The sequence below is a fragment of the Pseudomonas sp. Pseusp49 genome, assembly GCF_059491875.1.
On sequence record NZ_CP168514.1, the window covers coordinates 2,751,199 to 2,776,005 of the forward strand.

The following is a 24,807-nucleotide window of genomic DNA, read 5'->3' on the forward strand; positions in this document are numbered from 1 at the left end:
CCCAGCGCCAGTTCCCTAAGATCGAGCCCAACAGCGCTTTCGCTGCTGCACAGCCCTCGAAGGAGAACATTCATGAATGCCGGTTTGGTCCTGCCTGGTATTGCCGCGATGCAAGATGAAATGATCGCGATACGTCACAGCATTCACGCGCACCCTGAGCTGGGTTTTGAAGAATTCGCCACCAGTGAGCGGGTTGCCGCGTGTCTGACTCAGTGGGGCTTTGAGGTCAGCACCGGGGTGGGCAAGACCGGGGTCGTTGCCACCCTGAAAAATGGCGAGGGTCGGTCCATTGGCTTGCGCGCCGACATGGATGCGCTGCCGATCCAGGAATCCTCCGGTGTGCCTTATGCCAGCCGGATAGACGGTGTCATGCATGCCTGCGGTCACGACGGTCATACCGCCATCCTGCTGGCCGCGGGTCAGTATCTGGCCCGGACACGGGCCTTCAACGGCACCGTGCACCTGATTTTCCAACCGGCGGAAGAGGGGCTGGGCGGTGCCAGGAAAATGCTGGAGGACGGACTGCTCGAACGGTTTGCGTGTGACGCGATCTTCGCCATGCATAACGTGCCGGGTTACCCCGTCGGGCATTTGGGTTTTTACAGCGGACCGTTCATGGCGTCTGCCGACACGGTGAACATCAAGATCATCGGCAACGGCGGCCATGGCGCGGTGCCGCACAAAGCCGTCGACCCGGTGGTGGTTGGCGCCTCGATCGTGATGGCCCTGCAAAGCATCGTCTCGCGCAACGTCAACCCGCAGGAGATGGCGATCATCACCGTGGGCTCCCTGCAAGCCGGGAGCGCCTCGAACGTCATCCCGTCCAGTGCCGACTTGAGCCTGAGCGTGCGCGCCCTGACCCCCGAGGTTCGGCGGTTGCTGGAGGTCAGGATCACCGAACTGGTCAAGGGCCAGGCCGAGAGTTTCGGCGCCCGGGTCCACATCGATTACCAGCATTGCCATCCGGTGTTGATCAACGATCCCGTACAGACGGCATTTGCCCATGAGGTCGCCCGCGAGTGGCTGGGAGATGAACACCTGATCGATGACTTGCGGCCATTCACGGCCAGCGAGGACTTTGCCTTTGTCCTGGAAAAGTGCCCCGGCAGCTATCTGGTGATCGGCAACGGCGAGGGCGAAGGCGGGTGCCTGCTGCACAACCCCGGCTATGACTTCAATGACGGCTGCCTGCCGGTAGGCGCGAGCTATTGGGTCAAGTTGGTCGAACGTTTTCTGAGTTGAGACGGCGCATGTTCACCCGTTGTGCCGGTAAAAAACCTACGGTCTGAGAGGAATAAAAATGAACAAGACGATTGCAGCCGTTTCCCTGGTGTTCCTGACGGCCTCGAGCCTGGCGGGGGCGGCCGACTGGTCCGGCAAAGTGTTGAAGCTGGGAGTGGACCCGACGTATCCGCCGCTGGAGTACAAGAACCAGGATGGCACACTGACCGGCTTCGGGGTCGACATCGCCGAGGCGTTGTGCGCCGAACTGAAAGCCCGCTGCGTCTGGGTGGAAAGCAGTTGGGACGGGATGATCCCGGCACTGCTGGCGCGCAAGTTCGATGCGGTGGCGTCTTCGATGACCATCACCCCCAAACGCCTTGAGCAGATTGCGTTTACCGACAAGGTGTCCAATGCACCGGCACGCCTGGTGGCCAAACGTGGATCGGGATTACAGCCGACCCTCGAATCGCTCAAGGGCAAGCGCATCGGTGTGGAGCAGGGCTCGACCCAGGAGTCCTATGCCAAAGCGGTTTGGGGTTCCAAGGGCGTGGACATTCTTTCCTATCAGAATCAGGACCAGGTGTACGCCGACCTGGTCGTTGGGCGACTTGACGCCTCGTTGCAGGGGGCCATTCAAGCCAGCTACGGCTTCCTGAAAACAGCGGCGGGTCAGGACTATGAATTTGCCGGTACCACCCTGGAGGACCCGGGCTTCTTCGGCGTCGGCGATGGCCTTGGTCTGCGCAAGGAAGATGTCGCGTTGCGCGAAGACTTGAACAAAGCCCTGGCAACCATTCTCGCCAACGGTACCTACGCGCGGATCAACGACAAGTACTTCGATTTCGACGTCTACGGCGCCCGGTAACGGCGCCCGGTAAACCGTCGTCGTGACCTTGAACAGGGCGCTCGTTCGAGCGCTCTATTGCCCCCCCTTCACCTCACCCTAACAAGAACAAGGAGAGTGAGATGCTTCTGGAAGGTTTTGGCCCGCAGATCCTGCTGGGCACCCTGGCTACCGTCAAACTGGCGCTTTGTTCATTGCTAATCGCCGTCCTGGCCGGACTGATCGGCGCCAGTTCCAAGTTATCGTCCAATCGATTGCTGCGCGCACTGGCCGCAGGGTATACGACCGTGATCCGCAGCATGCCGGACCTGGTGATCATGTTGCTGCTGTTCTTCAGCCTGCAGATGTTGCTCAACCGGATGACCGACTGGCTGGGCATCACTCAGATTGACATCGACCCGTTTCTGGCCGGTGTCGTGACGCTGGCGTTCATTTACGGGGCCTACTTTACCGAGACGTTTCGCGGCGCCTTCCAGGCCGTCCCGGCGGGACAGATCGAAGCGGCGAGGGCTTACGGCATGACCCGGGGGGAAACCTTTCGCAAGGTCCTCTTTCCACAAATGCTGCGCCACGCCTTGCCGGGCATTGGCAACAACTGGCAGGTGCTGATCAAGTCGACGGCCCTGGTGTCGATCATCGGCCTGACCGACGTGGTCAAGGCCACGCAGGATGCGGGCAAGGGCTCGATGCAGTTCTTTTACTTCACCCTGGTCGGCGGCCTGATTTACCTCGCCATTACCACGGTCTCCAATGGCGTGTTGCTGTGGCTTGAGCGCCGCTACTCGGTCGGCGTCAGGAAGGCTGCGCTATGACCGCCATTCTCGAAAGTTACTGGCAGGCTTACCTGTGGAGTGACGGGCCGCATTTTTCCGGGCTGGTGGTGACCTTGTGGTTGCTGATTCTGGCGGTGGCGATGGGCTTTTTGCTGGCGGTGCCGTTGTCGATGGCCCGCGTCAGCCGCAACCCGCTGCTGCGCCTGCCGGTTTGGTGCTACACCTACGTGTTTCGTGGCACCCCGTTGTACATCCAGCTGCTGTTCTTCTACACCGGGGTGTACAGCTTGCATGTGGTGCGGTCCCAGGACTTTCTCAACGCGTTTTTCCGTGACGGCTTCAACTGCACGGTGCTCGCGTTCGGGCTCAATACCTGCGCCTACATGACCGAGATTTTTGCCGGCGCCATCAGGGCGACCGCCCACGGTGAAGTCGAGGCCGCCAGTGCCTACGGAATGAGCCGGTTCACGCTTTATCGGCGGATCATCCTGCCGTCGGCGTTGCGCCGTGCGCTGCCGTTTTTCAGCAATGAAGTGATCCTGATGCTGCATTCCACTTCCGTGGCCTTTACCGCCACCGTGCCTGATTTGCTGAAGATCGCCCGGGATGTCAACTCGGCGACCTATGCATCCTTCACGGCCTTTGGCATTGCCGGTGTGTTGTACGCCGCCTGTGCTTTTTTTCTGATCTGGCTGTTTCGACGCGGCGAACTGCATTGGCTGGCCTACCTCAAACCGCGCACGCACTGACCCCTATCGGACTTGCTCGAATGTATAAATTGATCGTTGAAGATATCCATAAAAACTACGGCAACCATGAAGTGCTGAAAGGGGTTTCGCTCAAGGCCAGGGCGGGTGATGTGATCAGCATCATCGGCTCCTCCGGGTCCGGGAAAAGTACCTTCCTGCGTTGTATCAACCATCTTGAACAACCGTCGGCCGGGCGCATTGTCGTCAACGACGAAGAGTTGTTCACCCGCAGAAACTCGAGGGGCGAGTTGTGTGTGGTTGACCCCGGGCAGCTGCGGAGCCTGCGCAGCCGGTTGTCGATGGTGTTCCAGCACTTCAATTTGTGGAGCCACATGACCGTGCTGGAAAACATCATCGAGTGCCCGATGAGCGTACTCGGTATCAGCCGGGCGCAGGCACTGGAGCGGGCGCGTCATTACCTTGCCAAGGTGGGGCTGCCACAAAAGGTCGAGCTCCAGTACCCGGTGCACTTGTCCGGCGGGCAACAACAACGGGTGGCGATTGCCCGTGCGCTGGCCATGGAACCCGAGGTGATGCTGTTCGACGAACCGACCTCGGCCCTTGACCCTGAACTGGTGGGTGAGGTGCTCAAGGTCATGCAGCAACTGGCCGAAGAGGGCAGGACGATGGTGGTCGTCACCCACGAAATGGCGTTTGCCCGGCAGGTGTCGAACCACGTCATGTTTCTGCATCAGGGGCGGGTGGAGGAGTCGGGCGCGCCAGGCACACTGCTGGAACAGCCGCAAAGCGAGCGGTTGCAGCAGTTCCTCGCCGGGAGTCTCAAGTAGCTGCTCGTTAATCCGCGAAAGAAAGGCACCGGCGTTCAATGGCGGGTGCCCAGGGGAGACAGACTTCACAAGGGGGATTTCTGACTGCAGTGCCGAGAGAGTAATTCGACTTAACAGGCGTGAAGGATAATTTCGAGTACTAACGTCAGCACAGCAACCGACTGGCTGCTTCTGGGCCGGTAGCTGCCCTTCGCGACAGGCAGCAATGGGGCGTTTTTAGTCCCTCGCAGCAGTCAGCGTTTGACCGTTCCCGGTCGGTCATCACTGCGGCGCCTGTAGGTCAAATGGATGCAATATTCCACCCTCAAAGAGTCCGATTCTTCCCGTATTGCAATGGGACTCGCTCATGAAGGAGGGGCCGCGGGGCGTTAGATGATGCCTACAACCTCCGTAGTCGCATGATGGCGTCCGTGATGCCTAGAGCATTCGTGTTCAGTGTTTCCATGGCGCATTAGCGGCGGTACTCCCACTTCACTCTCAGAAAGCCACTTAGTCACCTCTTCCATGGCCGCACAAATGGCGTGCAGGAGCATCGTTAGTGCGTCGGCTGTGGTTATTTGAAAGACGTACTGGTGCGGCTGCCGACGCAGAAGATGAATCAGATTGACGAGTTGCTGCCGCATGTGGCAAGCAGCGTAATCAGCCAAAGTGGGTTTGCCAGCCGCTTACAGATGCCCGGAATGTTACCCATTAGCTAAACTGCTGACCGCTCAACAGTAGGGCTGTTGTCATATCACCGATTAATTCGGTTTTTGGTGAATGTCAGCGCAAGTTTAACCGAGAAGTAGCTATTTTACGGCCTGGCTTTTTTCATGATCTCTTCTATCATTTTAAGCGTGTCCGAGCCACGCCCCTCGATAAGTTCAACATAAAAATTGCTGTAAGCATCCGAAAGCTCGCGATATTTCCGAAGGTTTGATTCATCCATGATGCGATGGCCTGGTATATCCCTTGCTTCAACTTGGGTATTGATCTCACCACGCTCAGCTGCGGATATCAAATATTCCATTTGTTCATACAAAGCCAGGGCTGCAGATTCTTGTTCTTTATACAATTCCAGTTGTTTTCGCAACTCGATTGCGGCCTGTTTTAACGCTAGAATATCCATGCTAGTTCCTAATTGTCGATTTCGCCAATGAGCTTTGCTGCAGACCACTCGTGCGGGGCTGCCACACCTGTTGGAAGCTTGGCCGGGTACAGGCAGGTTGCCCATTTATGTCCGTGAATGCTCGAAAACATGTTCAAACGGAGGCTATTTTTCTCATCGCTGTTACAAAGGGCCGTGATGTCAAACAGACATTGTTGTTATTAACTTAATGCTCAGATTCTCGCAAGCCTGTGCGGCAGGGGTTCAAGGCTGTTCCCAGAAAGTCAATGCCCGCGACGATCCACGGCAAACTTGCTTTCACACGGTATCTCAACAGCCAGGCCGACGCTGCTGCGCCAACCAACATGCCGGGCATGGAGAACACATGCCCGAGCCCAAACAACCCTTCGGGGTGGTCGAGGCTGGCGATGATGTTCATGTAGATCAACAGCGTGGCCACCGCCCCGGCTGTCGTGCCAGTCAGCAACAGGGCAGGCTTTCGAAACATCAAGCCCAGTACGCACACCGCCGCGGGGACTGCGACAAGGTACCCACTGCCTGTATACAGCGGGTTCGCACATATACTGGCGTAAAGGAGAACCGGAGTGATTAACAGGATGGAAAAGGCAAGATCATCTCTGCGGCCAACTGTCATTCCTATCCTCGCTTTCAGCATCGTGCTTGGTGGAATGGCGTAGCGGACGCAAACATTCTTGCTTGGAGGGTCCGTTTTTGGCCGTTTTCTGCCCGTCGCAAGAGGCAGAAAACGACTGGGGGATTCAACCCATGACTGTCAGTGACGGCACAGGTCTGCAAGGCAAAACCACAACGCAATCACTTCTTCGCGGGTTTACCGCTGGCTGGAATGTGCAGGTACGACATCACGCTTTCAGTCAGTTCGGTGGCCAGTTTGACCGCTTCCTTATTACGCGCCATCACACCGGCGACCAAGCCTTCGATCAGGGCCAGTACGGCGATATTGGAGCTGGTCAGCACCGGGTGGTCGCAAGGGGCAAACAGCGTGTGCTCGGCAATGCCGGTGAGCGGCGAGGCGGGTGAGTCGGTGATTGCCAGCACGGATGCGCCGCGTTCATTGGCGAAGCGTGCCAGTTGCAGGGTGTCGAGGGAGTAGCGCGGCAGGGAGATTGCCAGCAACACGTCCTGATCGGTAATCGCGGCCAGGCGGTAGGCGGCATTTTCGTTACCACCCTCCATGCTGATGGCCGTGGCGTCGGCACAGAAGGGCATCAGGGTCGACGCGGCGAGGCCGGCGAAGTAAACACTGTTGCCGAAGCCCAGGATGTAGATTTTGCGTGCCGTGCTCAGGCGTGTGACGAAGGCTTCAAAGGTGTCGGCGTGGTTGTTGGTCACCGCCGTGGCCAGGTTGCTGCTGGCGCTCTGCAGTTGTTCATGCAGGCCAAACGCGCCGCCCGGTCGATGGGCCAGTTCGTTGCGCAGTTTGTCCACCGGCGAGACCATCTGCTGCAAGGTGGCGACCAGCTCGGCCTTCATGCCGCTGTAGCCACCGAGGTCCAGCGCTTTGGCCAGGCGGTTGACGGCGGCGGGTGAGGTCAGTGTTTCGTGAGCCATCTCCTCGATGGTCAGCGTCGCGGCCTTGAGCGGGTGACGCAGGATGAAGTCCGCCACCTTGCGCAGTGACGGTGGCAGTTCGGAAACGATTTCCGTCAGTTTGCGCATGACCGGCGCGGCATAGACGGTGGTGTCTTTCGATGGGGTTGGCATATCCGGCTCAACGTTTCCTGAAGGTGAGAGAAGGGCTGTGCCTGATGCCCTGACAAGGTTGGCCGGAGTGTATCCCAAGCCTGCCTGGTCAGGGCAGCGCCGAGCAGTGGACGGGTGGGTGGTGGTCTTACTTCAGGCTCCCGGCCAGAAACTGCCGCAGGCGTTCGGACTGCGGGTTGACCAGCACCTCACGCGGGTCGCCGCGCTCTTCGACAACACCCTTGTGCAGGAACACCAGTTGGTTGGAAACCTCGCGGGCAAAGCCCATTTCGTGGGTCACCACCACCATGGTGCGGCCTTCCTGTGCCAGGTCCTGCATGACTTTGAGCACTTCGCCGACCAGTTCGGGGTCGAGGGCCGAGGTCGGCTCATCGAACAGCATCACTTGCGGTTCCATCGCCAGTGCGCGGGCAATCGCCACGCGCTGCTGCTCGCCACCGGACATGTGCGCCGGCCAGGCGTGCATGCGGTGCGCCACACCGACTTTGTCCAGGTAGTGCTCGGCCTTTTCCCGTGCCTCTTTCTTGCTTTGGCCCAGCACATGCACCGGGGCTTCCATGACGTTTTCCAGAGCGCTCATGTGCGACCAGAGGTTGAAGTGTTGAAACACCATCGACAGTTGCGAACGCATGCGCTGCAACTGCCTGGGTTCGGCCGCTTTCAGCCCGCCAGACTTGTTGGCCACCAGCTTGAGCGGTTCGCCATTGAGCACGATATCGCCCGCATTGGGTTGCTCCAGCAGGTTGATGCAGCGCAGGAAGGTACTTTTGCCGGAGCCGCTGGAGCCGATGATGCTGATCACGTCGCCGGCCTGCGCTTGCAGGGACACGCCCTTGAGTACCTGGTGCGCGCCGTAGCTTTTGTGCAGGTCCTGAACTTCAAGTTTGTACATGGTTTGAACTCTCTGGAATCAGTCGCTGAGCAAGCGACCCTGGCGAATGGGGGTGACGCCTGCCACTTTGGCCAGCCACAATCCGGGCTGGGCAAAACGCAGGCGTTCGCGGGCATAGAGAATGCCGTCGGTGCTGGCGCTGACCACGCTATGGCGGTCGGTCAGCGGGTCAATGACCTCGAACAGCGGATCGCCGACCTTGACCTGCGCACCCAGCGGTTGCAGAAAGCTCACCACACCGGGATGGGGCGCACAGGCGTACTGGGCGCCGGCGAATGGCATGGCCTGGCAACGGCTCGGCGGTGCCGCTGGCCAGTCACCGCTGATCAGGCCCTGTTCGGCGAGATAGCCGAGAATGGCCTGGGCGCTGTCGAGGCATTGTTCGCGCCCGGTGTCGGCCATGCCGCGCAGTTCGATGGTGGTGGCCGCGCACGCCAGGGGAATATCGGCTTCGGGAAACCGCTCGGCCAGGCGCAGCCAGGCAATGGCGCAGGCTTCGTCGAAGGCGCTGCCGCCGGCACCCTCGGCCAGCAACGTGACTTGCGCACCGAGGCGTGCGGCCAGGGACTGCAAGCGTGGCCAGTGTTGCGGCATCGCATACAGCAACATGATCGATTCGAAGTCACAGTGCAGGTCCAGCACCACATCGGCGTCACAGGCATGCTGCAGCAACAGGCGGCGCAGGCCGTCGAGTTCCGAGGCCGGTGCCGGCATGGCAGCGAGGGCATCACCCATGGCGCGGCGGATCAGGGCGATGTTGGCGTCGGCATCGTCTGTCAATTTGCCTTCCAGCAGCGGTGCAACGGCATCGACCAACTCCGGAAAGTCGCGATTGAAGTTCTTGCCGCTGGAGAACTCGAAGCGCCCCTGGTGGGTGGCCTGGAACATCTGGGCGATACCGATCGGGTTGGCCATGGGCACCAACTCGATCACCCCGGTCAGGCGGCCTTGGGTTTCCAGTTCCAGCAGGCGGCGCTTGAGTTCGACGGCGACGCGCATCCCCGGCAACTCGTCGGCATGTAACGACGCCTGGATGTAGGCCTTGCGTGCTCCACTGCCAAAGCGGAACAGCGACAGCGTGCGTTCGGTGCCCGAGGCACTCCACGGCAACAGGTATTGAATGTGCTCCATGTCAGCTCCTTAGTGCTTGCGCGGTGCCTGGTACGCCAGCCAGCGGCGCTCGGCCAGCTTGAACAGACGCACCAGAATGAAGGTCAGGGCGAGGTAGATGAGGCCCGCGGTGATAAACGCCTCGAACGGCAGGTAGAACCGTGAGCTGACAGTCCGCGCGGCCCCGGTGATGTCGACGAGGGTGACGATGGAGGCCAGGCTGGTGGTTTGCAGCATCATCAGCACTTCGTTGCTGTACTGCGGCAATGCCCGGCGCAAGGCCGACGGCATGAGAATGCGCCGATACAGGGTCAGGCGGGACATGCCCATGGCCCTGGCGGCTTCGATCTCGCCGTGGTTGGTGGACTTCAGGCTGCCGGCCAGCAGCTCTGCGCTGTAGGCGCTGGTGTTGATCGCGAAGGCCAGGCAGGCGCAAAAGGTGGCGCTGGAGAGGTAGGGCCAGAGCACGCTTTGGCGCACCGCTTCGAACTGCGCCAGGCCGTAATAGATCAGGAACAACTGCACCAGCATCGGCGTGCCGCGAATCACGTAGGTATAGAGCCAGGCCGGGAAGTTGATCAGCGGCGATCGCGACACCCGCATCAGCGCCAACGGAATCGCCAACACCAGGCCCAGGGCCAGGGAAATCAGCAGGACTTTGAGGGTCAACAAGGCGCCGTTGAAGTACAGCGGCAGGTTTTCCCAGATCAGGTTGTAGTCGAGAATCATGGGTGGCTCCCCTCACAATTCGGCGGCTTTGATGCCGACCGAATAGTGTTTTTCCAGATAGCGCAGCACCAGCAAGGACAGGCTGGTGAGCATCAGGTACAGCGCCGCCACCGCGAGGAAAAACGTGAAGGGCTCGTGTGTGGCATCCGCTGCGTTCTTGGCTTTGAACATCATGTCCTGCAAGCCGATCACCGAGATCAGCGCGGTGGATTTGGTCAGTACCAACCAGTTGTTGGTGAACCCGGGAATGGCGAAACGAATCATCTGCGGTACCAGGATTCGCCAGAACACCTGCGCACCGCCCATGCCATAGGCCACGCCGGCCTCGGCCTGGCCCTTGGGGATCGCCATGAAGGCGCCGCGAAAGGTTTCCGAGAGGTAGGCGCCAAAAATGAAGCCCATGGTGCAGACGCCGGCGATGTAGGGGTTGATGTCGATATAGCGGGTGTAACCGAGCGCCAGGGCGAGGCGGTTCACCAGGTCCTGGCCGCCGTAGAAGATCAGCAGGATCAGCACCAGGTCTGGAATGCCGCGAATCAGGGTGGTGTAGCTTTCCCCGAGCAGGGCCAGCCATTTGAGAGGCGACAGGCGAAAGGCTGCACCGATCAGGCCCAGGGCAATCGCCAGGGACATGGAGGTCAAGGCCAGGTTGATGGTCAGCCAGGCGCCATCGAGAATGCTCGATCCGTAGCCGTGGAGCATGATGAAGTTCCTCAAGCGAGCGCCGCGAGGCGCGCAGGACAAGCCCCGGCAGACGCCTGCAGGGGCCGGCGCCGGGGTCAGGTTTCAGGGGGCTGGCTTACTCGCCGTAGATATCGAACGCGAAGTACCTGGCCATCACTTGCTGGTACTTGCCGTTGGCGCGAATGGCATCGATCGCGGCACTCAGGCGCGCAACGTTGGCACTGTCGCCTTTGCGCACGGCGATCCCGGCGCCCCGGCCAAAATATTTCGGGTCGTTGATGTCGGGCCCGGTCAATGCGAAACCCTGGCCCGCCGCTGTCTTGATGAAGCTCTCATCGGTGTTGACGATGTCGGCGAGGGTGGCGTCCAGACGACCCGAGGCGAGGTCAAGGAAGGCTTCATTCTGCGAGGAGTAGCGCACCACGACGACGCCGGCTTTTTCCAGTTGCTCGGTGGCAAAACGATCGTAGGTCGAGGAGCGTTGCACGCCGAGTTTCTTGCCCTTGAGGTCGACCAGAGGTTCGTTGATCACGTTGCCGGCCTTCATCGCGAACTTGCCCGGCGTGTGGTAGTACTTTTTGCTGAAGTCCACGGACTTCATGCGGTCTTCGGTGATGGACATCGACGACAGCACGGCATCGATCTTGCGCACTTTGAGCGACGGGATCATGCCGTCGAACTCCTGAATGACCCATTCGCACTTGACCTTCATTTCTTCGCACAAGGCGTTGCCGATGTCGTAGTCGAACCCGCTGACGTTGCCCTCCGGTGTCTTGAAGGAGAAGGGCGGGTAGGCGGCTTCGATACCGATACGCAGGCTGTCTTCGTCGGCATGTGCCAGAAAGCTGAAAGCGCATAGCGCCAGAGCACCTAGAAGTTCTGTCTTGTTCATATTGTTGACTCCCTGGAGGGCGTTGGGGGAACGGGTGCCCGCCATCCGGGTTGGCGCGGTGGATCAGTCCTGTGATCGGCGAGGCTATAAATGACACAATAAAAATCCATATGCAAGATATCTGAAAAAAAACATATCAGTCCCGGGCGTGACAACGTGCACCCGTGGCCGATCGCTCCAGGCACTGATGAGCGTTTATGCGGGGGCTTCGCAATGATTTTTCCGGGGGGCGAAAGAGCTTTTTTTGGCAGCGCTCGTTCGGTTCACAGGCTGATCGGCAGGGATGCCGTCGGTGCAAATTCATAGGGCTGATGGCCAAGACGTCGCTTGGCCACTGCATGCTTCATAAGCGCTGGAGCGGTGGCTTTTCCGGGCGTGTAAGGTCTGCGGCCTCAGTTGCACGCAATGCCCCCTGCAGCGTGCTCATCACCATCTCATGCAGCAGCTTGCGGCGTGCTCCAATGCCGGCCTGGGGCTTCCCGACCCAGGCCGGCAGCTGATTGAGCAGGGATACGATGCCGTTCATGGTCGCGCGCAGGGTGGCGCCAGCCGGTTTACCAGTGAGTTGCTCTATGGCCTCCACCAGGTGCTCCTCGTAGCGTCCGCGCAGGGTCAGGATCGAGGCCTGCTGTTCGCAGCTCAAACAATGGAGGTCGTACTCAGCCAGGCGGAAATGCGCGGCCATGCGCTCGTGGAGCCGCAGGTGCGCCTCGAGCAGGCCGTGCAGTCGTGCAGTGGGGGCGGATTTGCGCCGGGTCACCAGGCGGGCGCCATCAAGCAACGCTTCGTAGAGCTCCTCGATCAGTTCAAACAGCAGTGCCTCTTTGTTATCGATGTGGTTGTAGAGGGAGCCGGCCGTGATCCCCAGGCCAGTGGCCAGGTCGCGCATGCTGACCCGGCTGAAACCGTGCCTGGCGAACAGCTCGACCGCCTTGTGCCGCGTTTCCAGGTAGCGCGAGTTGCGCGCTTCGTCGACAGGTATGGCAAAAAGGGATCTGGAAGTCTGCATGTTGCTCATCCACCTCATACGCGAAACTGCCCCAACAGCCGATTGAGCTGACCCGCCAGTTGGCCCAGTTCCTGGCTCGCCGCATTGGAACGGTCTGCTGCCTGGGCATTTTCGTGGGCCAGAGAGGCTGCTCGAGTCACATTCTGGTTGATGTCTTCGACCACGTGTGACTGCTCCAGGGTGGCGCTGGCGATCGAGGCGTTCAGTTCAGTGACATTGCGCAGCGCGCCCAGTACCTGGTGCAGGCTTTCAGCCGTTTGGTGGGCCTGCTCCACGGTTTGTCGAGCGGCCTGGCTGCTGGCATTGATGACATCCACCGCGGCTTCGGAGTTGCCGTGCAGGCGCTCGATCATGTCCTGGATTTGCGCGGTGGACTGCTGGGTGCGCTGTGCCAGCAGGCGCACTTCGTCGGCCACCACCGCGAAGCCGCGACCCTGTTCGCCGGCGCGCGCCGCCTCGATGGCGGCGTTCAGGGCGAGCAGGTTGGTCTGCTCGGCGATGGCGCGGATCACTTCCAGCACGCTGCCGATCTGGATACTTTCCCGGGCCAGGCTCTGGATCACCTCGACGGCCTGGCCGATGGTATCGGACAACTGGTCGATCTGGAGCAGGCTGCTGTCGATGTTGTGTTGGCCCCGGCGAGCCTGTTCTTCGGCCTGGCGAACTTCGTTGGCCGCGTGCTCGGCGTTCCTGGCCACTTCCTGCACGGCGTAGGAGACCTCATGGATGGCGGTGGCGACCAGGTCCATCTGCTGCGATTGCTGCTGGCTGTGGTTCTGGCTATCGGCGGCGATTTCACCGAGCGACTTCGAAGCCTGGTCCAGGCTGTCGGCGGACTGCATGGATTGGCTGATCACGCCACGCAGCTTGTTGGTGAACACATTGAAATGACCGCTCAAGTCCGTCAGCTCATCGCGCCAGCGGTTATCCAGATGACGGGTCAGATCGGCTTCGCCGCTGGCGATGTTTTCCATTGCATCGACCACTCGCGTCAGTGGCGAGGCGATGCTGCGGGCAATCAGCAGGATCAGCGCACTGAGCATCAGGGTGATCGTCAGCAATATGACAAAAGCCTGGAGCAGCTGGCGGCGGAACTCGACCTGCACGTCGTCGATGTAGATGCCCGAGCCGACAATCCAGCCCCAGGGCTTGAACAGTTCGACGTAGGAAACCTTCTCCACTGGCGCATCGGAACCCGGCTTGGGCCAGCGGTAGTGCACCAGCCCGGCGCCATCGCGTTTGGCGGTGGCGACCATTTCGTCGAACAGCGCCTTGCCGTCCGGATCGAGTGTACCGGCCATGCGCTTGCCCTCGAGCTTGGCATTGGGGTGCATGACCATGCGTGTGTCGAGGTCTTCGAGCCAGAAGTAGTCCTCGCGGTCGTAGCGCAAGTCGCGCATGACCGCGATGGCTTGTTGCTGCGCCTGCTCACGACTGAGGCCCTGGGCTTCCAGGCTCTGGAAGTGGCGCAGGATGCCGCTGGCGGTCTCGACCACGTGGCGGGTTTTCAGCGCCTTGGCCGTGTAAAGGTCGTCATGGCTCTGCTTGAGCATCAGGCCGGCGAGAATCAGCAGCATCAGGATGGATGTCAGCAAAATCAGCCACAGACGTCGGCTAATGGAAATATTGCGCAAGCCGGGCATGGGCAACTCCGCGAGAGGGAAGGCAGGTGAAAGCCGGACGCGGTGGTCGTGTCCGGCTCGAGGGGGTCAGAGTGCGTAGTGGCTCAGTTCGCGGGCGATCAGCAGGCGCTGGACTTCGCTGGAGCCTTCGTAGATCTGGGTGATGCGCGCGTCTCGGTAGTAGCGCTCCACCGGGTAGTCTTCCAGGTAGCCGTAGCCGCCATGGATCTGCAGGGCACTGGAGCACACGCGTTCGGCCATTTCCGAGGCGAACAGCTTGGCCTGGGAAGCTTCGGACAGGCACGGTTGCCCGGCGCTTTTCAGGCGCGCGGCATGCAGGACCATCAGGCGGCTGGCGTTGAGTCGGGTGTGCATGTCGGCGAGCAGGTTGGACACGCTTTGGTGTTCGATGATCGGCTTGCCGAACTGGACGCGTTCGCGGGCATAGCCCAGGGCAGCCTCGAAGGCGGCGCGGGCGATGCCCAGGGCCTGGGCGGCGATGCCGATGCGGCCGCCTTCCAGGTTCGACAGGGCAATGGCCAGGCCTTTGCCGCGTTCACCCAGCAGGTTGGCCTCGGGAATGGTGCAGTTGTTCAAGGTCACCGCGCAGGTATCGGAGGCCTTGATGCCCATCTTGTGTTCGCGTCGGTCGACCACGAATCCGGCGTTGTCAGTGGGGACCAGGAAGGCCGACAGCCCTTTCTTGCCCAGTTGCGCATCAGTGACGGCGAAGACAATGGCCAGCTTGGCCCGCTCGCCGTTGCTGACGAATTGCTTGGCGCCATTGAGTACCCATTGGCCGTCGCGGAGTTCGGCACGGGTACGCAGGTTGTGCGCTTCGGAGCCGGCCTGTGGCTCGGTCAGGCAGAAGCAGCCGATCGCTTGACCAGTGACCAGCAGCGGCAGCCAACTGTCCTGCTGCGCAGGGGTGCCGTATTTCAGCAGCGGGCCGCAGCCCACCGAATTGTGGATGCTCATCAGCGCGCCGAGGGCACCGTCGCCGGCCGAGATTTCTTCAACGGCCAGGGCGTAGGCCACATAGTCGGTATAGCTGCCGCCCCAGGTGTCCGGCACGACCATGCCCAGCAGGCCCAGCTCGCCCATCTGCGCCACCACGGCGTCATCGATCCAGCCGGCCTTCTCCCAGGCCTGGGCATGCGGCGCGCCGTCGCTGCGGGCGAAGTCGCGCGCCATGTCGCGGATCATGCGTTGTTCTTCGGTCAGTTCGATATCGTGCATTGCAAAGTCTCCTGCCAGTCAGGCGGTGCGTACGGGCTTGCCGGAGGCGCGTTCAAAGTCGTTGAAGAAGGCTTGCACCCGGGCAGGTGCCAGTTCTGTCAGGGTTGGCGGGTTCCAGCGTGGGCACTTGTCCTTGTCGATGATCAGGGCGCGCACTCCCTCCATCAGGTCGCCCTTGTCGAACCACTGGTAGTCCAGGTGCAACTCAAGGGCGAAGCACTCGGCCAGGCTCAGGTCGCGACCACGGCGCAACAACTCGAGCGTCGTGGCCATCGCCAATGGCGAGCGGCTGTCGAGCAGCTTCATCGTCTGCTCGGCCCAGTCTTGCAGCTCGGGGCGTTGTTCGCGCTGCAGCGCGGCGTGAATGGCCGGGACATCGGGCAAGGCGAAATACTCGTCGATCGCCTGGTGACAGGCCTTGAGCTCGGAACCGGCAAGTCGCTCGGTAGCCATGTCGGCGAGCAGGTCCTGCAAGTCTTCGACGGGCGCCGCGGTCCAGTTCAGGTGGTCGAGGCAGGCATCCAGCTCGGCCAGCCGTTCGCTGGGCAGGTAGTAGTCGGCAAGGTTCGCATAGAGGGCATCGGCGGCACGCACCTGGCAGCCGGTGATACCCAGGTAGGTTCCCAGCTCACCCGGCAGGCGCGGCAGGAAATAGCTGCCGCCGACATCGGGGAAAAAGCCGATGCCGACTTCCGGCATGCCCATCCGCGTGCGTTCGGTGATCACCCGCAACGAGGCGGCCTGGGCCAGGCCCATGCCGCCACCGAGGACAAAACCATCGAGCAGTGCCAGCACTGGCTTGGTGTAGCCATGCAGATACTCGTCCAGGGCGTACTCCTCTTCGAGGAACAGCTCATGCAGGTTGTCGCCGGCCTTGTAGCTGTCGTACAGCATGCGGATGTCGCCACCGGCGCAGAAGGCCTTTTCACCGGCGCCGCGAAGGGTCACGGCGACGATCTCCGGGTCCTGCTCCCACGCCCACAGGTGTCGGCAGAGCAGACGCACCATGGGCAGGTCCAGGGTGTTCAACGCGCTTGGCCGATTCAGTGTCAGGTGGCCGACACGGTTGCGTACGCTGGCCAGCACCGGGGCTTGCTGCTCGCTCATGTTCAGGCTTCCCCGCGGAACAGGTTGATGATGGCGGAGAAGTCCAGGCCGCCGTTACCTTGCAGGCTGAAGGTCTGGTACAGCTGCTGGGCTACGGCACCGAGCGCGACCGGTTGACGCGCGTGCCGGGCCGCTTCAGTGGCCAGGCCCAGGTCCTTGAGCATCAGGTCGCTGCCAAAGCCGCCGCTGTAGCCCCGTGAGGCCGGCGCCTTTTCCAGTACGCCCGGGAACGGATTGTTGACCTCCGAGCTCCAGCAGCGACCGGTGGAGGTATTGATGATCCCGGCCAGCACCTTGGCGTCGATCCCGAGGGCCACCCCCAGGGCCATGGTTTCGGCGACGCCGATCATGGAGATGCCGAGCAGCATGTTGTTGGCGATCTTGGCCACCTGGCCGTTGCCTGCCGCGCCGCAGTGCACGATGTTCTTGCCCATGGCCGAGAGGATCGGCAGGGCCTGGTCGAACACGCTGTCCGGGCCACCGACCATAAAGGTCAGGGTGCCGGCCGCCGCACCGCCGGTGCCGCCGGATACCGGCGCGTCGAGCATCGGGTTGCCTTGGGCAAGGGCGTATTTCGCCACCTCGCGGGTGCTCAGCGGGTCGATGGTCGAACTGTCGATCAACAGCACGCCCGGGCCGATATTGGCCAGCAGTCCATCCTTGCCGCGATAGACCTGCTTCACGTGCTCGGCGGTCGGCAGCATGGTGATGATCACCTCGACCCTGGCCTTGGCCACGGCCGCGGGTGAGTCGGCGGCGTTGGCGCCGGCCTCCACCAGTGCGGCGACCGCCTGGGGGAAGGGATCGAAGACGGTCAGGCTGTGGCCGGCCTTGAGCAGGTTACGGGCCATTGGGCCGCCCATGTTGCCGAGGCCGAGAAATCCGATATGCATGTTGGCTACCTTTTACGAGAGGGGGCAGTGGCGCAGGAATCCCTGCGCGCGCTTGTCGTCGGCCGACGCAAGGCGCCGGCCGGCAAAGGTCATTTCAGAGTAATGGTGGTGTTCACCGCGCCGCCGGTGTCGTCCTCGTCGAACCAGCGCTGGGTGATCGTCTTGGTCTGGGTGTAGAAGGTCACCACTTGCTTGCCGTACGGGCCCAGGTCGCCCAGCTTGGAGGCGCGCGAACCGGAGAAGGAGAACAGCGGGACCGGTACCGGGATTGGCACGTTGATGCCGACCTGGCCGACGTCGATCTCTTCCTGGAAGTGCCGCGCGGCTGCGCCGGAACGGGTGAACAGGGCAGTGCCGTTGCCGTTCGGGTTGGCGTTGATGATCTTGATCGCCTCGTCCAGGTTGGCGGCGTGCATGACGCACAGCACCGGGCCGAAGATCTCTTCGCGGTACACGGACATCTGCGCGGTGACGCCGGAGAAAATGGTCGGGCCGACGAAGTTGCCGTCCTGGTAGCCCGGCACGCTCGGGTTGCGCCCATCCAGTTCAAGCTTCGCGCCTTCTTCGATGCCGCTGGCGATCAGGCCGTTGACGCGCTCCAGGGCGGCGCAGGAGATCACTGGGCCGATGTCGGTGCCCGGCTCGGTACCACCATTGATCTTGAGGGTCTTGGTTCGTTCGATCAGGTCCGGCAGCCAGGTCTGCGCTTCACCGACCAGGATCACCACCGGCAGGGCCATGCAGCGCTGGCCGGCAGCGCCGAAGGAGGCGCCCAGCAGGTTGTTCAGGGTCTGCTGCCGGTTGGCATCGGGCAAGACGATGGCATGGTTCTTCGCGCCCATCATGCACTGCGCGCGCTTGCCGTTCTGGGTGGCACGGTTGTAGACGTGGGTGCCGACCTTGGTCGAGCCGACGAAGGACACGGCCTTGATGTCCGGGTGGTCGCAGATCAGGTTCACCGCGTCGACGCCACCGTGGATGACGTTGAGCACGCCCTTGGGTACCCCGGCTTCCAGGGCCAGTTCCACCAGGCGCATGGTCACCAGCGGATCCTGTTCGGATGGCTTGAGGACGAAGGTGTTGCCGGTGGCAATGGCCATCGGGAACATCCACAGCGGGATCATCGCCGGGAAGTTGAACGGGGTGATGCCGGCGCACACGCCCAGCGGCTGCAGCAGGGTGTAGGTGTCGACGCCGTTGGCCACGTTGTTGGCCAATTCGCCCATCTGCAAATTGCCGATGCTGGCGGCGTGCTCGACCACTTCCAGGCCGCGGAACACGTCACCTTCGGCATCCGGCAGGGTCTTGCCCTGCTCGGCGGTGAGCAGGGTGGCCAGTTCCTTGATGTTCTCGCGGATCAGCTGCTGGTACTTGAGGAACACACGGGCACGGACACCGATCGGGGTCTTGCGCCAGGTCTTGAAGGCTTGTTTGGCGCTGGCAACGGCGGCGTCCATTTCCTCGGCGGTGGCGAAGGGGACGCGGGCCAGGACTTCCTGGGTGGCCGGGTTGACCACGTCGCGCCACTGGGTGGTGCGCGATTCGACGAATTCGCCGTTTATGAGAAGCTTGACGCTGGGAACGATGGAAGAGGTCATTTACGGGTCCTGTCTGCTTTTGTTAGGGCGAATGAGTCCCCTCGGCGTGGTTGGCCGAGTGGTCGGGTCTGGATTCGGGAGAGGGGCCGGCATGCCGGCCCCAGGGGTCAGCCTTTGAGTTGCGGGAAGTCTTCTTCGAAGTATTCCTGCGGGCCACGTGCGTCGCCCTGGCGACGCTGCACTTCCATTTGCCGCAGTTCCACCCGGCGGATTTTTCCGGAGATGGTCTTGGGTAGTTCGCTGACAAACTCGATGCGCCGTACTCGCTTGTAGGGCGCCAGGTGCTCGCGGGCGAACGCGAGGATGCTGCCGGCCAGTTCGTGACTGCCCTGTGCGTCATGGGCCAGGATCAGATAGGCCTTGGGCACTGCCAGGCGCACCGGGTCGGGGCTTGGCACCACGGCCACTTCCATCACCGCCGGGTGCTCGATCAGCGCGCTTTCCAGCTCGAAGGGGCTGATGCGGTAGTCGGAGGCCTTGAACACATCATCGGCACGGCCGACGAAGGTGATGTAGCCCTCGTCGTCGATCTGTGCGGTGTCGCCAGTGCGGTAGTAGCCGTCGCGCATCACTTCGGCAGTCTTTTCCGGGCTGTCCTCGTAGCACAGCATCAGGCCAAGCGGGCGTACGTCCAGCGGCAGGGCCACTTCGCCTTCGTTACCCGGCACGCCATCGGGGTCGAGCATGGTCACCCGGTAGCCCGGCAACGGACGGCCCATGGAGCCCGGCTTGAGCCGCTGGCCAGGCGTGTTGCCGACCAGTGCGGTGGTTTCCGACTGGCCGAAGCCGTCGCGCAGCAACAGGCCCCAGGCATGCAGGATTTGTTCGATGATCTCCGGGTTGAGCGGCTCACCGGCACCCACCAGTTCGCGCAGGCGCAGGCGAGTCTTGTAACTGGCCAGGTCTTCCTGGATCAGCATGCGCCACACGGTAGGTGGCGCGCACAGGCTGGTGACGCCATAGCGCTCGAGCACGCCGAGCAGGGCTGGCGCGCTGAAGCGTGCAGTGTTGTGGATGAAGATGCAGGCACCGGCATTCCAGGGTGCGAAGAGGCAGCTCCAGGCGTGCTTGGCCCAGCCCGGGGACGAAATGTTCAGGTGCAGGTCGCCCGGTTGCAGGCCAATCCAGTACATGGTCGAGAGGTGGCCGACCGGGTAACTCTGGTGACTGTGCAGCACCATCTTCGGCTTGGAGGTGGTGCCGGAGGTGAAGTACAGCAGCATCGGGTCGGTGGCCAGTGTGCGACCCTCTGTTTCGAACTGCTCGGAATGCTCGCTGGCGGCGCTGTGCGGGGTCCAGCCGGCGGGGGACGGGCCGACGCAGATGCGGCTGCAGTCTTCACCCAGCCCGTCGAACTTGTCGACATGGGCGCTACCGACCACCAGGTGGCGAACATGGCCGCGCTCGATGCGGTCGCTCAGGTCATCGGGGGTCAGCAGGGCGGTGGCGGGAATGACCACGGCGCCGAGTTTGAAGGCGGCCAGCATGGTTTCCCACAGGGCGACATCGTTACCGAGCATCAGCAGGATGCGTTCGCCGCGGCGCACGCCGAGGGCACGCAGGTGATTGGCCACCTGGTTGGAGCGCGCTGCCAGTTGCTGGAAGCTGTAGCGTTGTTCGCTGCCGTCCTCTTCGACGATCCACAGGGCGTTGGCCTGGTTGCCCTCGGCCATGGCATCGAAGTAATCCAGCGCCCAGTTGAATTCGTGCAGCTGCGGCCAGCGGAAGTCACGTACGGCGGTGGCGTAGTCGGTACGGTGGGCCAGGAGGAAATCACGAGCGGCCAGGAAGGGTTGGCAGTGGTTGTTCATTGGAGGCTCCCGAGACGCGCGCGGGTACCTGGAAGTGGGGAGACGACGGCAAGCAAAGATAGCTTCACGGTGGGTGCCCTATTTATTTTTATTGGGACTGACCGGGTTCATGGCCAGGTGGTTGAATCGAGTATAGGCAGGCATAAATCAAATAAGAATGCTCAAAAAATCCCGTATGTTGTGCAAAAAAGCATGGGCCTGCTGCATCGTTGAATCGACAGAAATGCACAAGGCGTGCGCTGCCCGCACCGTCAAGCGATGCAGGCCGCGCACGCCTTGTGCGGGGACTTACCAGAGCGCCAGGGTATAGCTGAGGATCAGGCGGTTTTCGTTGAGGTCGTTACCGAAGTGGGCGGTGCGCACCGTAGCGTTGCGCCACTTGAGACCGAGGTTTTTCAGCGGGCCGCTCTGGAGCACGTAGCCGATGTCGGTGTCGCGCTCCCATTCGTGGCCGTCGGGTTTGCCGGCGCCCAGGTCGATGCTGTCGCCGGATAGGTAGCGGGTCATGAAGGTCAGGCCGGGAACACCGAGGGCCGCGAAGTTGTAGTCGTAGCGCGCCTGCCAGGAACGCTCGTCCTTGTTGGCGAAATCGTTGATCTGCACGAAGTTGACCAGGAAGGCGTCGGTGCCATTGACGTAGGCAAAGCCGGTGTCGCCGCTCATGCGTTGGTAACCGAGGCCGAAGGCATGGCCGCCGAGGGCATAGGTGAACATGGCGCCGAAGGCATTGTTGTCGATGTTGCTGTGGCCATCGTCGGTGGAGCGGGCGTAGCGCAGGTCGCTCTTGAACGTCTGGCCTGCGCCCAGCGGCAGGACGTGGACCAGACTGAACTGGTGCTGGTGATAGAAGTCGTCCAGGCCGCCGTAGTTGTAGCCCGTGTTCAGCCGCTCGTTCCACTGGTAGGCCAGGCCGGCGAAATTGAAGGCGTCGCTGCGGGCCTGGCCACCGACAATGCCCTTGGCGCCGGTGGTGGTGATGGTCATTTTCTCGTAGTCCGAGGAGTCGCGCTGGTTGACCCGATCCACGCGGCCAGCGTCGACGCTCAGACCTTTGATCTCCTGAACGTTCAACTGGCCACCGCGGAATGTTTGCGGCAACAGGCGCGAGTCATTGGCCAGCAGTACCGGCAACTTCGGGGTCAGGGTGCCGAGCTTGAGCACACTGTTGGACGCTTTGAACTTGGCCGTCAGGCCCAGTTCGCCATACTCGTCCTTGGCGCGCTTGGGCGGCTCGTTATCGCGCTTGAGCAGGCCGGAGCCGGAGCGATCAGGGCTGGAGTCGAGCTTGACGCCGAGCTGGCCAAGGGCATCGATACCGAAACCGACCGTGCCATCGGTATAACCGGATTCGTAGCGCAGCAGGAATCCCTGGGCCCATTCTTCTTGCTTGGACTGGGCGGCATTGGCCTGGCGGAAGTCACGGTTGAAGTAGAAGTTGCGCATCTCCAGCCTGGCCGTGCTGTCGGCCAGGAAGTCGGCATGAGCCTGTGCAGCGAGGCCGCTGCCGGCCAGGAACAGAGTGAGGGTGGTGGGTTTCATTGGAGGCCTTTTGTTGTTTTTGTTGTCGACGAGCCGCTCCCGCGCCACTTGGCATTGGCGAGGGAAGGGCGCTTGTGGGGTGTCCTGCACCGAGCGGCGCAGGGCGGGTGTAAAAAAGCGCGAAGCAAAGGAGCGGACTCGCGCTCGGGGCGTCAGCCCCGGAAAAATCAGCGTCAGTGACTGCTGGCCATGGAAGCTCCAAGGCCGGTCTGGGCACGGACGAACTGGTCGGCATAGGCGGCGCGCTCGCGGTTGGCACGCTCGCTGCGGTCAAGCCTGGAAGCGACCACTATGACCACGAAGGCCAGTGGCATCGAGAACAGCGCCGGCTGGTCGTAAGGGAACAGCGCTTGGGCATGCCCCAACACGCCGACCCATACCGACGGCGAGCCGATCACCAGGGCCAGGGCGCTGATCAGTCCGGTCAGGCCGCCATAGAGGGCGCCGCGGGTGGTCAGGCCACCCCAGTACATGGCCATGATCAGTACCGGGAAATTCGCCGAGGCGGCGATACCGAATGTCAGGCCGACCAGGAAGGCGATGTTCTGGCCTTCGAACAGAATGCCGAGGGAAATCGCCACGATGCCCAGGCAGACGGTGGCGATGCGTGACACGCGCATTTCCTGTTTCTCGTCGGCGCAGCCCTTCTTCAATACCGACGCGTAAAGGTCATGGGAGATGGCCGAGGCACCGGCCAGGGCCAGGCCGGCCACCACCGCGAGAATGGTGGCGAACGCCACGGCAGAGAGGAAGCCGAGAAACAGGTTGCCGCCCACCGCCTTCGCCAGGTGCATGGCCACCATGTTGCCGCCGCCGATCATGGCCCCGCCGAGCTTGCCGTCGACGTAGTACTGCGGATCCGTGCCGACGATGACGATGGCGGTATAGCCCAGGACGCAGACCACCAGGAAGAAAAAACCGATGAACACCGTGGCGAACAACACCGATTTACGTGCCTCCTTGGCATTGGGCACCGTGAAGAAACGCATCAGGATGTGCGGCAGACCGGCAATGCCGAAGACCAGGCCGAGGGATAGGGACACCGCGTTGATCGGGTCGGCCAGCAAGGTGCCCGGGCCCATGATCTGCACGCCGCTGGCATGCACCGCCACAGCCTGGGCGGCCAGCGTCTCGAAGCTGAAGTCGAAGCGACTCAGGGCCATCAGCACCAGGGTGGTGCCGCCCGCCAGTAGCAGGACCGCCTTGGTGATCTGTACCCAGGTGGTGGCGAGCATGCCGCCGAAGATCACATAGACCAGCATCAACAGTCCGACCACCACCACCGCCGTGCGGTAGTCGAGACCGAACAGCAGCTTTATCAGCTGGCCGGCACCGACCATTTGCACCACCAGATAGCAGCACACTACGGTCAGCGATCCGAGGGCGGCAAAGCTGCGTACGCGGGTTTGATCGAGGCGGTAGGAGACAATGTCGGCGAAGGTGTAGCGGCCCAGATTGCGCAAGCGCTCGGCCATCAGGAAGGTGACGATCGGCCAGCCGACGAAGAAGCCGATGATGTAGACGAAACCGTCGTAACCCTTGGCGAAGACCAGGCTCGACAGGCCCAGCAGAGTGGCCGCCGACATGTAGTCGCCGGCGATTGCCAGGCCATTCTGAAAGCCGGTGATACCGCCACCGGCGCTGTAGAAATCGGCGGCGGAACGGGTGCGGCGGGACGCCCACCAGGTGATCAGCAACGTGGCAAGGACGAAGACGAAGAACATGCCGATGGCATGCACGTTGAGCGGTTGCTTCTCTGCGGTGATGGTGTCGGCATTGGCCAGCAGAGGGCAAAGAGCGAGAAGGGCGGACAGACGTTTCATGCGCGGGACTCCTGGAGGATCTGCGAGCTGAGCACGTCGAAGCGGGTGTTGGCGCTGTGCACGTACCAGGCGGTGAGTAGCCAGGACAACAGGATGATCGTCACGCCGATTGGCATGCCGAGGCTGAGGTGGCTGCCGTCATACAGCGGCAGGTGCAGCCAGGCAGGAGCGAACGCCACCACCATGATGAAGCTGTAATAGATCGCCAGGACCGCGCCGCTCAGTGTCCAGGCCAGCAGTGCGCGCTGACGCGCCAGGCGCTGGAACTTGGGGTTGGCCCTGACCCGTGCACAGGTCTGGGCGTGGTTCGGATGGTCAGTCGTCATGGTGAGGCTCCGTTTTTCTAGTTGTTTTTGTCGTTCGGCCTTTTGAGGGGCGTACGGGTACCCGGGTAGCGACCCGATGCGGGGCGCCACCTGAATGCGGATGTGCTGGGGTTATTGCCGCCCGGACGATCTTTCGAAGGAGAGTGGGCGGAGCAGGAGGGCGGGCCTGATCGGCTGCGAAGCGAGCAGAGGATCGGACCAATGGCAGGCGAGAACCGTGGTCGCGATTGCGCTGTTGCGCAGCTGTTTGCGTCCGGCGTGCAGGCCGGGGTTTATCCATGCGCTCATGCTGTCAGCCCTCGTTATTTATTATTGGGGAGGGGAC

Annotated in this window: 23 protein-coding genes; 5 read left to right on the forward strand and 18 right to left on the reverse strand. The window is 61.9% G+C overall.

Going from position 1 to position 24,807, the window contains the following annotated elements; all coding sequences use genetic code 11:
- Positions 1-72 precede the first annotated feature (72 nt).
- The 5 genes from ACEN83_RS12460 (at position 73) to ACEN83_RS12480 (ending at position 4,378) form a co-directional block, all read left to right on the forward strand.
- Positions 73-1,242, forward strand: a complete 1,170-nt coding sequence (locus ACEN83_RS12460; protein WP_495580462.1) for a M20 aminoacylase family protein — start codon at positions 73-75, stop codon at positions 1,240-1,242.
- A 58-nt stretch (positions 1,243-1,300) separates the two neighbouring features.
- A complete protein-coding gene (locus ACEN83_RS12465) occupies positions 1,301-2,089 on the forward strand; it encodes an ABC transporter substrate-binding protein (RefSeq protein WP_495580463.1) in 789 nt (262 codons plus the stop codon).
- 101 nt (positions 2,090-2,190) lie between these two features.
- Positions 2,191-2,880 (forward strand): ABC transporter permease, encoded by a 690-nt coding sequence (locus ACEN83_RS12470; protein ID WP_102701110.1) that lies wholly within the window; start codon positions 2,191-2,193, stop codon positions 2,878-2,880.
- A complete protein-coding gene (locus ACEN83_RS12475; protein ID WP_429384505.1) occupies positions 2,877-3,590 on the forward strand; it encodes an ABC transporter permease in 714 nt (237 codons plus the stop codon). Before ACEN83_RS12470 ends, ACEN83_RS12475 begins: the two co-directional genes overlap by 4 nt.
- Positions 3,591-3,610: 20 nt before the next feature.
- The gene (locus tag ACEN83_RS12480; RefSeq protein WP_495580464.1) at positions 3,611-4,378 is read left to right on the forward strand and encodes an ABC transporter ATP-binding protein; all 768 of its coding nucleotides are present in this window, start codon (positions 3,611-3,613) and stop codon (positions 4,376-4,378) included.
- Between the two features lie 793 nt (positions 4,379-5,171).
- Here the strand turns inward: ACEN83_RS12480 and ACEN83_RS12485 are convergent.
- From ACEN83_RS12485 to ACEN83_RS12570, 18 genes are all read right to left on the reverse strand, one after another.
- Positions 5,172-5,486: a hypothetical protein gene (locus ACEN83_RS12485; RefSeq protein WP_218481957.1), complete on the reverse strand. Its 315-nt coding sequence runs from the start codon at positions 5,484-5,486 to the stop codon at positions 5,172-5,174.
- 205 nt (positions 5,487-5,691) lie between these two features.
- Positions 5,692-6,120, reverse strand: coding sequence for a hypothetical protein (locus ACEN83_RS12490; protein ID WP_218481955.1), 429 nt, complete (start codon positions 6,118-6,120; stop codon positions 5,692-5,694).
- 179 nt (positions 6,121-6,299) lie between these two features.
- Complete coding sequence (locus ACEN83_RS12495) at positions 6,300-7,208, reverse strand: MurR/RpiR family transcriptional regulator (protein WP_095966926.1); 909 nt, start codon at positions 7,206-7,208, stop codon at positions 6,300-6,302.
- Between the two features lie 127 nt (positions 7,209-7,335).
- Positions 7,336-8,100 (reverse strand): ABC transporter ATP-binding protein, encoded by a 765-nt coding sequence (locus tag ACEN83_RS12500; RefSeq protein WP_495580465.1) that lies wholly within the window; start codon positions 8,098-8,100, stop codon positions 7,336-7,338.
- An 18-nt stretch (positions 8,101-8,118) separates the two neighbouring features.
- Complete coding sequence (locus ACEN83_RS12505) at positions 8,119-9,231, reverse strand: succinylglutamate desuccinylase/aspartoacylase family protein (protein WP_495580466.1); 1,113 nt, start codon at positions 9,229-9,231, stop codon at positions 8,119-8,121.
- 9 nt (positions 9,232-9,240) lie between these two features.
- On the reverse strand, positions 9,241-9,939 hold the full coding sequence (locus ACEN83_RS12510; RefSeq protein WP_015094766.1) for an ABC transporter permease: 699 nt from the start codon (positions 9,937-9,939) through the stop codon (positions 9,241-9,243).
- Positions 9,940-9,951: 12 nt separating this feature from the next.
- Positions 9,952-10,641, reverse strand: coding sequence for an ABC transporter permease (locus ACEN83_RS12515; protein ID WP_007978261.1), 690 nt, complete (start codon positions 10,639-10,641; stop codon positions 9,952-9,954).
- 97 nt (positions 10,642-10,738) lie between these two features.
- A complete protein-coding gene (locus tag ACEN83_RS12520) occupies positions 10,739-11,515 on the reverse strand; it encodes an ABC transporter substrate-binding protein (RefSeq protein WP_495580467.1) in 777 nt (258 codons plus the stop codon).
- 343 nt (positions 11,516-11,858) lie between these two features.
- Entirely contained in the window at positions 11,859-12,542 is a 684-nt protein-coding gene (locus tag ACEN83_RS12525) for a TetR/AcrR family transcriptional regulator (protein ID WP_495580468.1), read from the reverse strand.
- Positions 12,539-14,167, reverse strand: coding sequence for a methyl-accepting chemotaxis protein (locus tag ACEN83_RS12530; RefSeq protein ID WP_495580469.1), 1,629 nt, complete (start codon positions 14,165-14,167; stop codon positions 12,539-12,541). Before ACEN83_RS12530 ends, ACEN83_RS12525 begins: the two co-directional genes overlap by 4 nt.
- 66 nt (positions 14,168-14,233) lie before the next feature.
- The gene (locus ACEN83_RS12535; protein ID WP_495580470.1) at positions 14,234-15,385 is read right to left on the reverse strand and encodes an acyl-CoA dehydrogenase family protein; all 1,152 of its coding nucleotides are present in this window, start codon (positions 15,383-15,385) and stop codon (positions 14,234-14,236) included.
- Positions 15,386-15,403: 18 nt separating this feature from the next.
- A complete protein-coding gene (locus ACEN83_RS12540) occupies positions 15,404-16,492 on the reverse strand; it encodes an enoyl-CoA hydratase/isomerase family protein (protein WP_495580471.1) in 1,089 nt (362 codons plus the stop codon).
- A gap of 2 nt (positions 16,493-16,494) precedes the next feature.
- On the reverse strand, positions 16,495-17,385 hold the full coding sequence (gene mmsB / locus ACEN83_RS12545; RefSeq protein ID WP_495580472.1) for a 3-hydroxyisobutyrate dehydrogenase: 891 nt from the start codon (positions 17,383-17,385) through the stop codon (positions 16,495-16,497).
- Between the two features lie 89 nt (positions 17,386-17,474).
- The gene (locus ACEN83_RS12550) at positions 17,475-18,983 is read right to left on the reverse strand and encodes a CoA-acylating methylmalonate-semialdehyde dehydrogenase (protein ID WP_495580473.1); all 1,509 of its coding nucleotides are present in this window, start codon (positions 18,981-18,983) and stop codon (positions 17,475-17,477) included.
- 107 nt (positions 18,984-19,090) lie between these two features.
- On the reverse strand, positions 19,091-20,794 hold the full coding sequence (locus ACEN83_RS12555; protein WP_495580474.1) for an AMP-binding protein: 1,704 nt from the start codon (positions 20,792-20,794) through the stop codon (positions 19,091-19,093).
- A gap of 288 nt (positions 20,795-21,082) precedes the next feature.
- Entirely contained in the window at positions 21,083-22,333 is a 1,251-nt protein-coding gene (locus tag ACEN83_RS12560; RefSeq protein ID WP_116582682.1) for an OprD family porin, read from the reverse strand.
- Between the two features lie 173 nt (positions 22,334-22,506).
- The gene (locus tag ACEN83_RS12565; protein WP_495580475.1) at positions 22,507-24,156 is read right to left on the reverse strand and encodes a cation acetate symporter; all 1,650 of its coding nucleotides are present in this window, start codon (positions 24,154-24,156) and stop codon (positions 22,507-22,509) included.
- Positions 24,153-24,482: a DUF485 domain-containing protein gene (locus tag ACEN83_RS12570; RefSeq protein WP_103398016.1), complete on the reverse strand. Its 330-nt coding sequence runs from the start codon at positions 24,480-24,482 to the stop codon at positions 24,153-24,155. The genes ACEN83_RS12565 and ACEN83_RS12570 overlap by 4 nt, the downstream gene beginning before the upstream one ends.
- Positions 24,483-24,807: the final 325 nt, after the last annotated feature.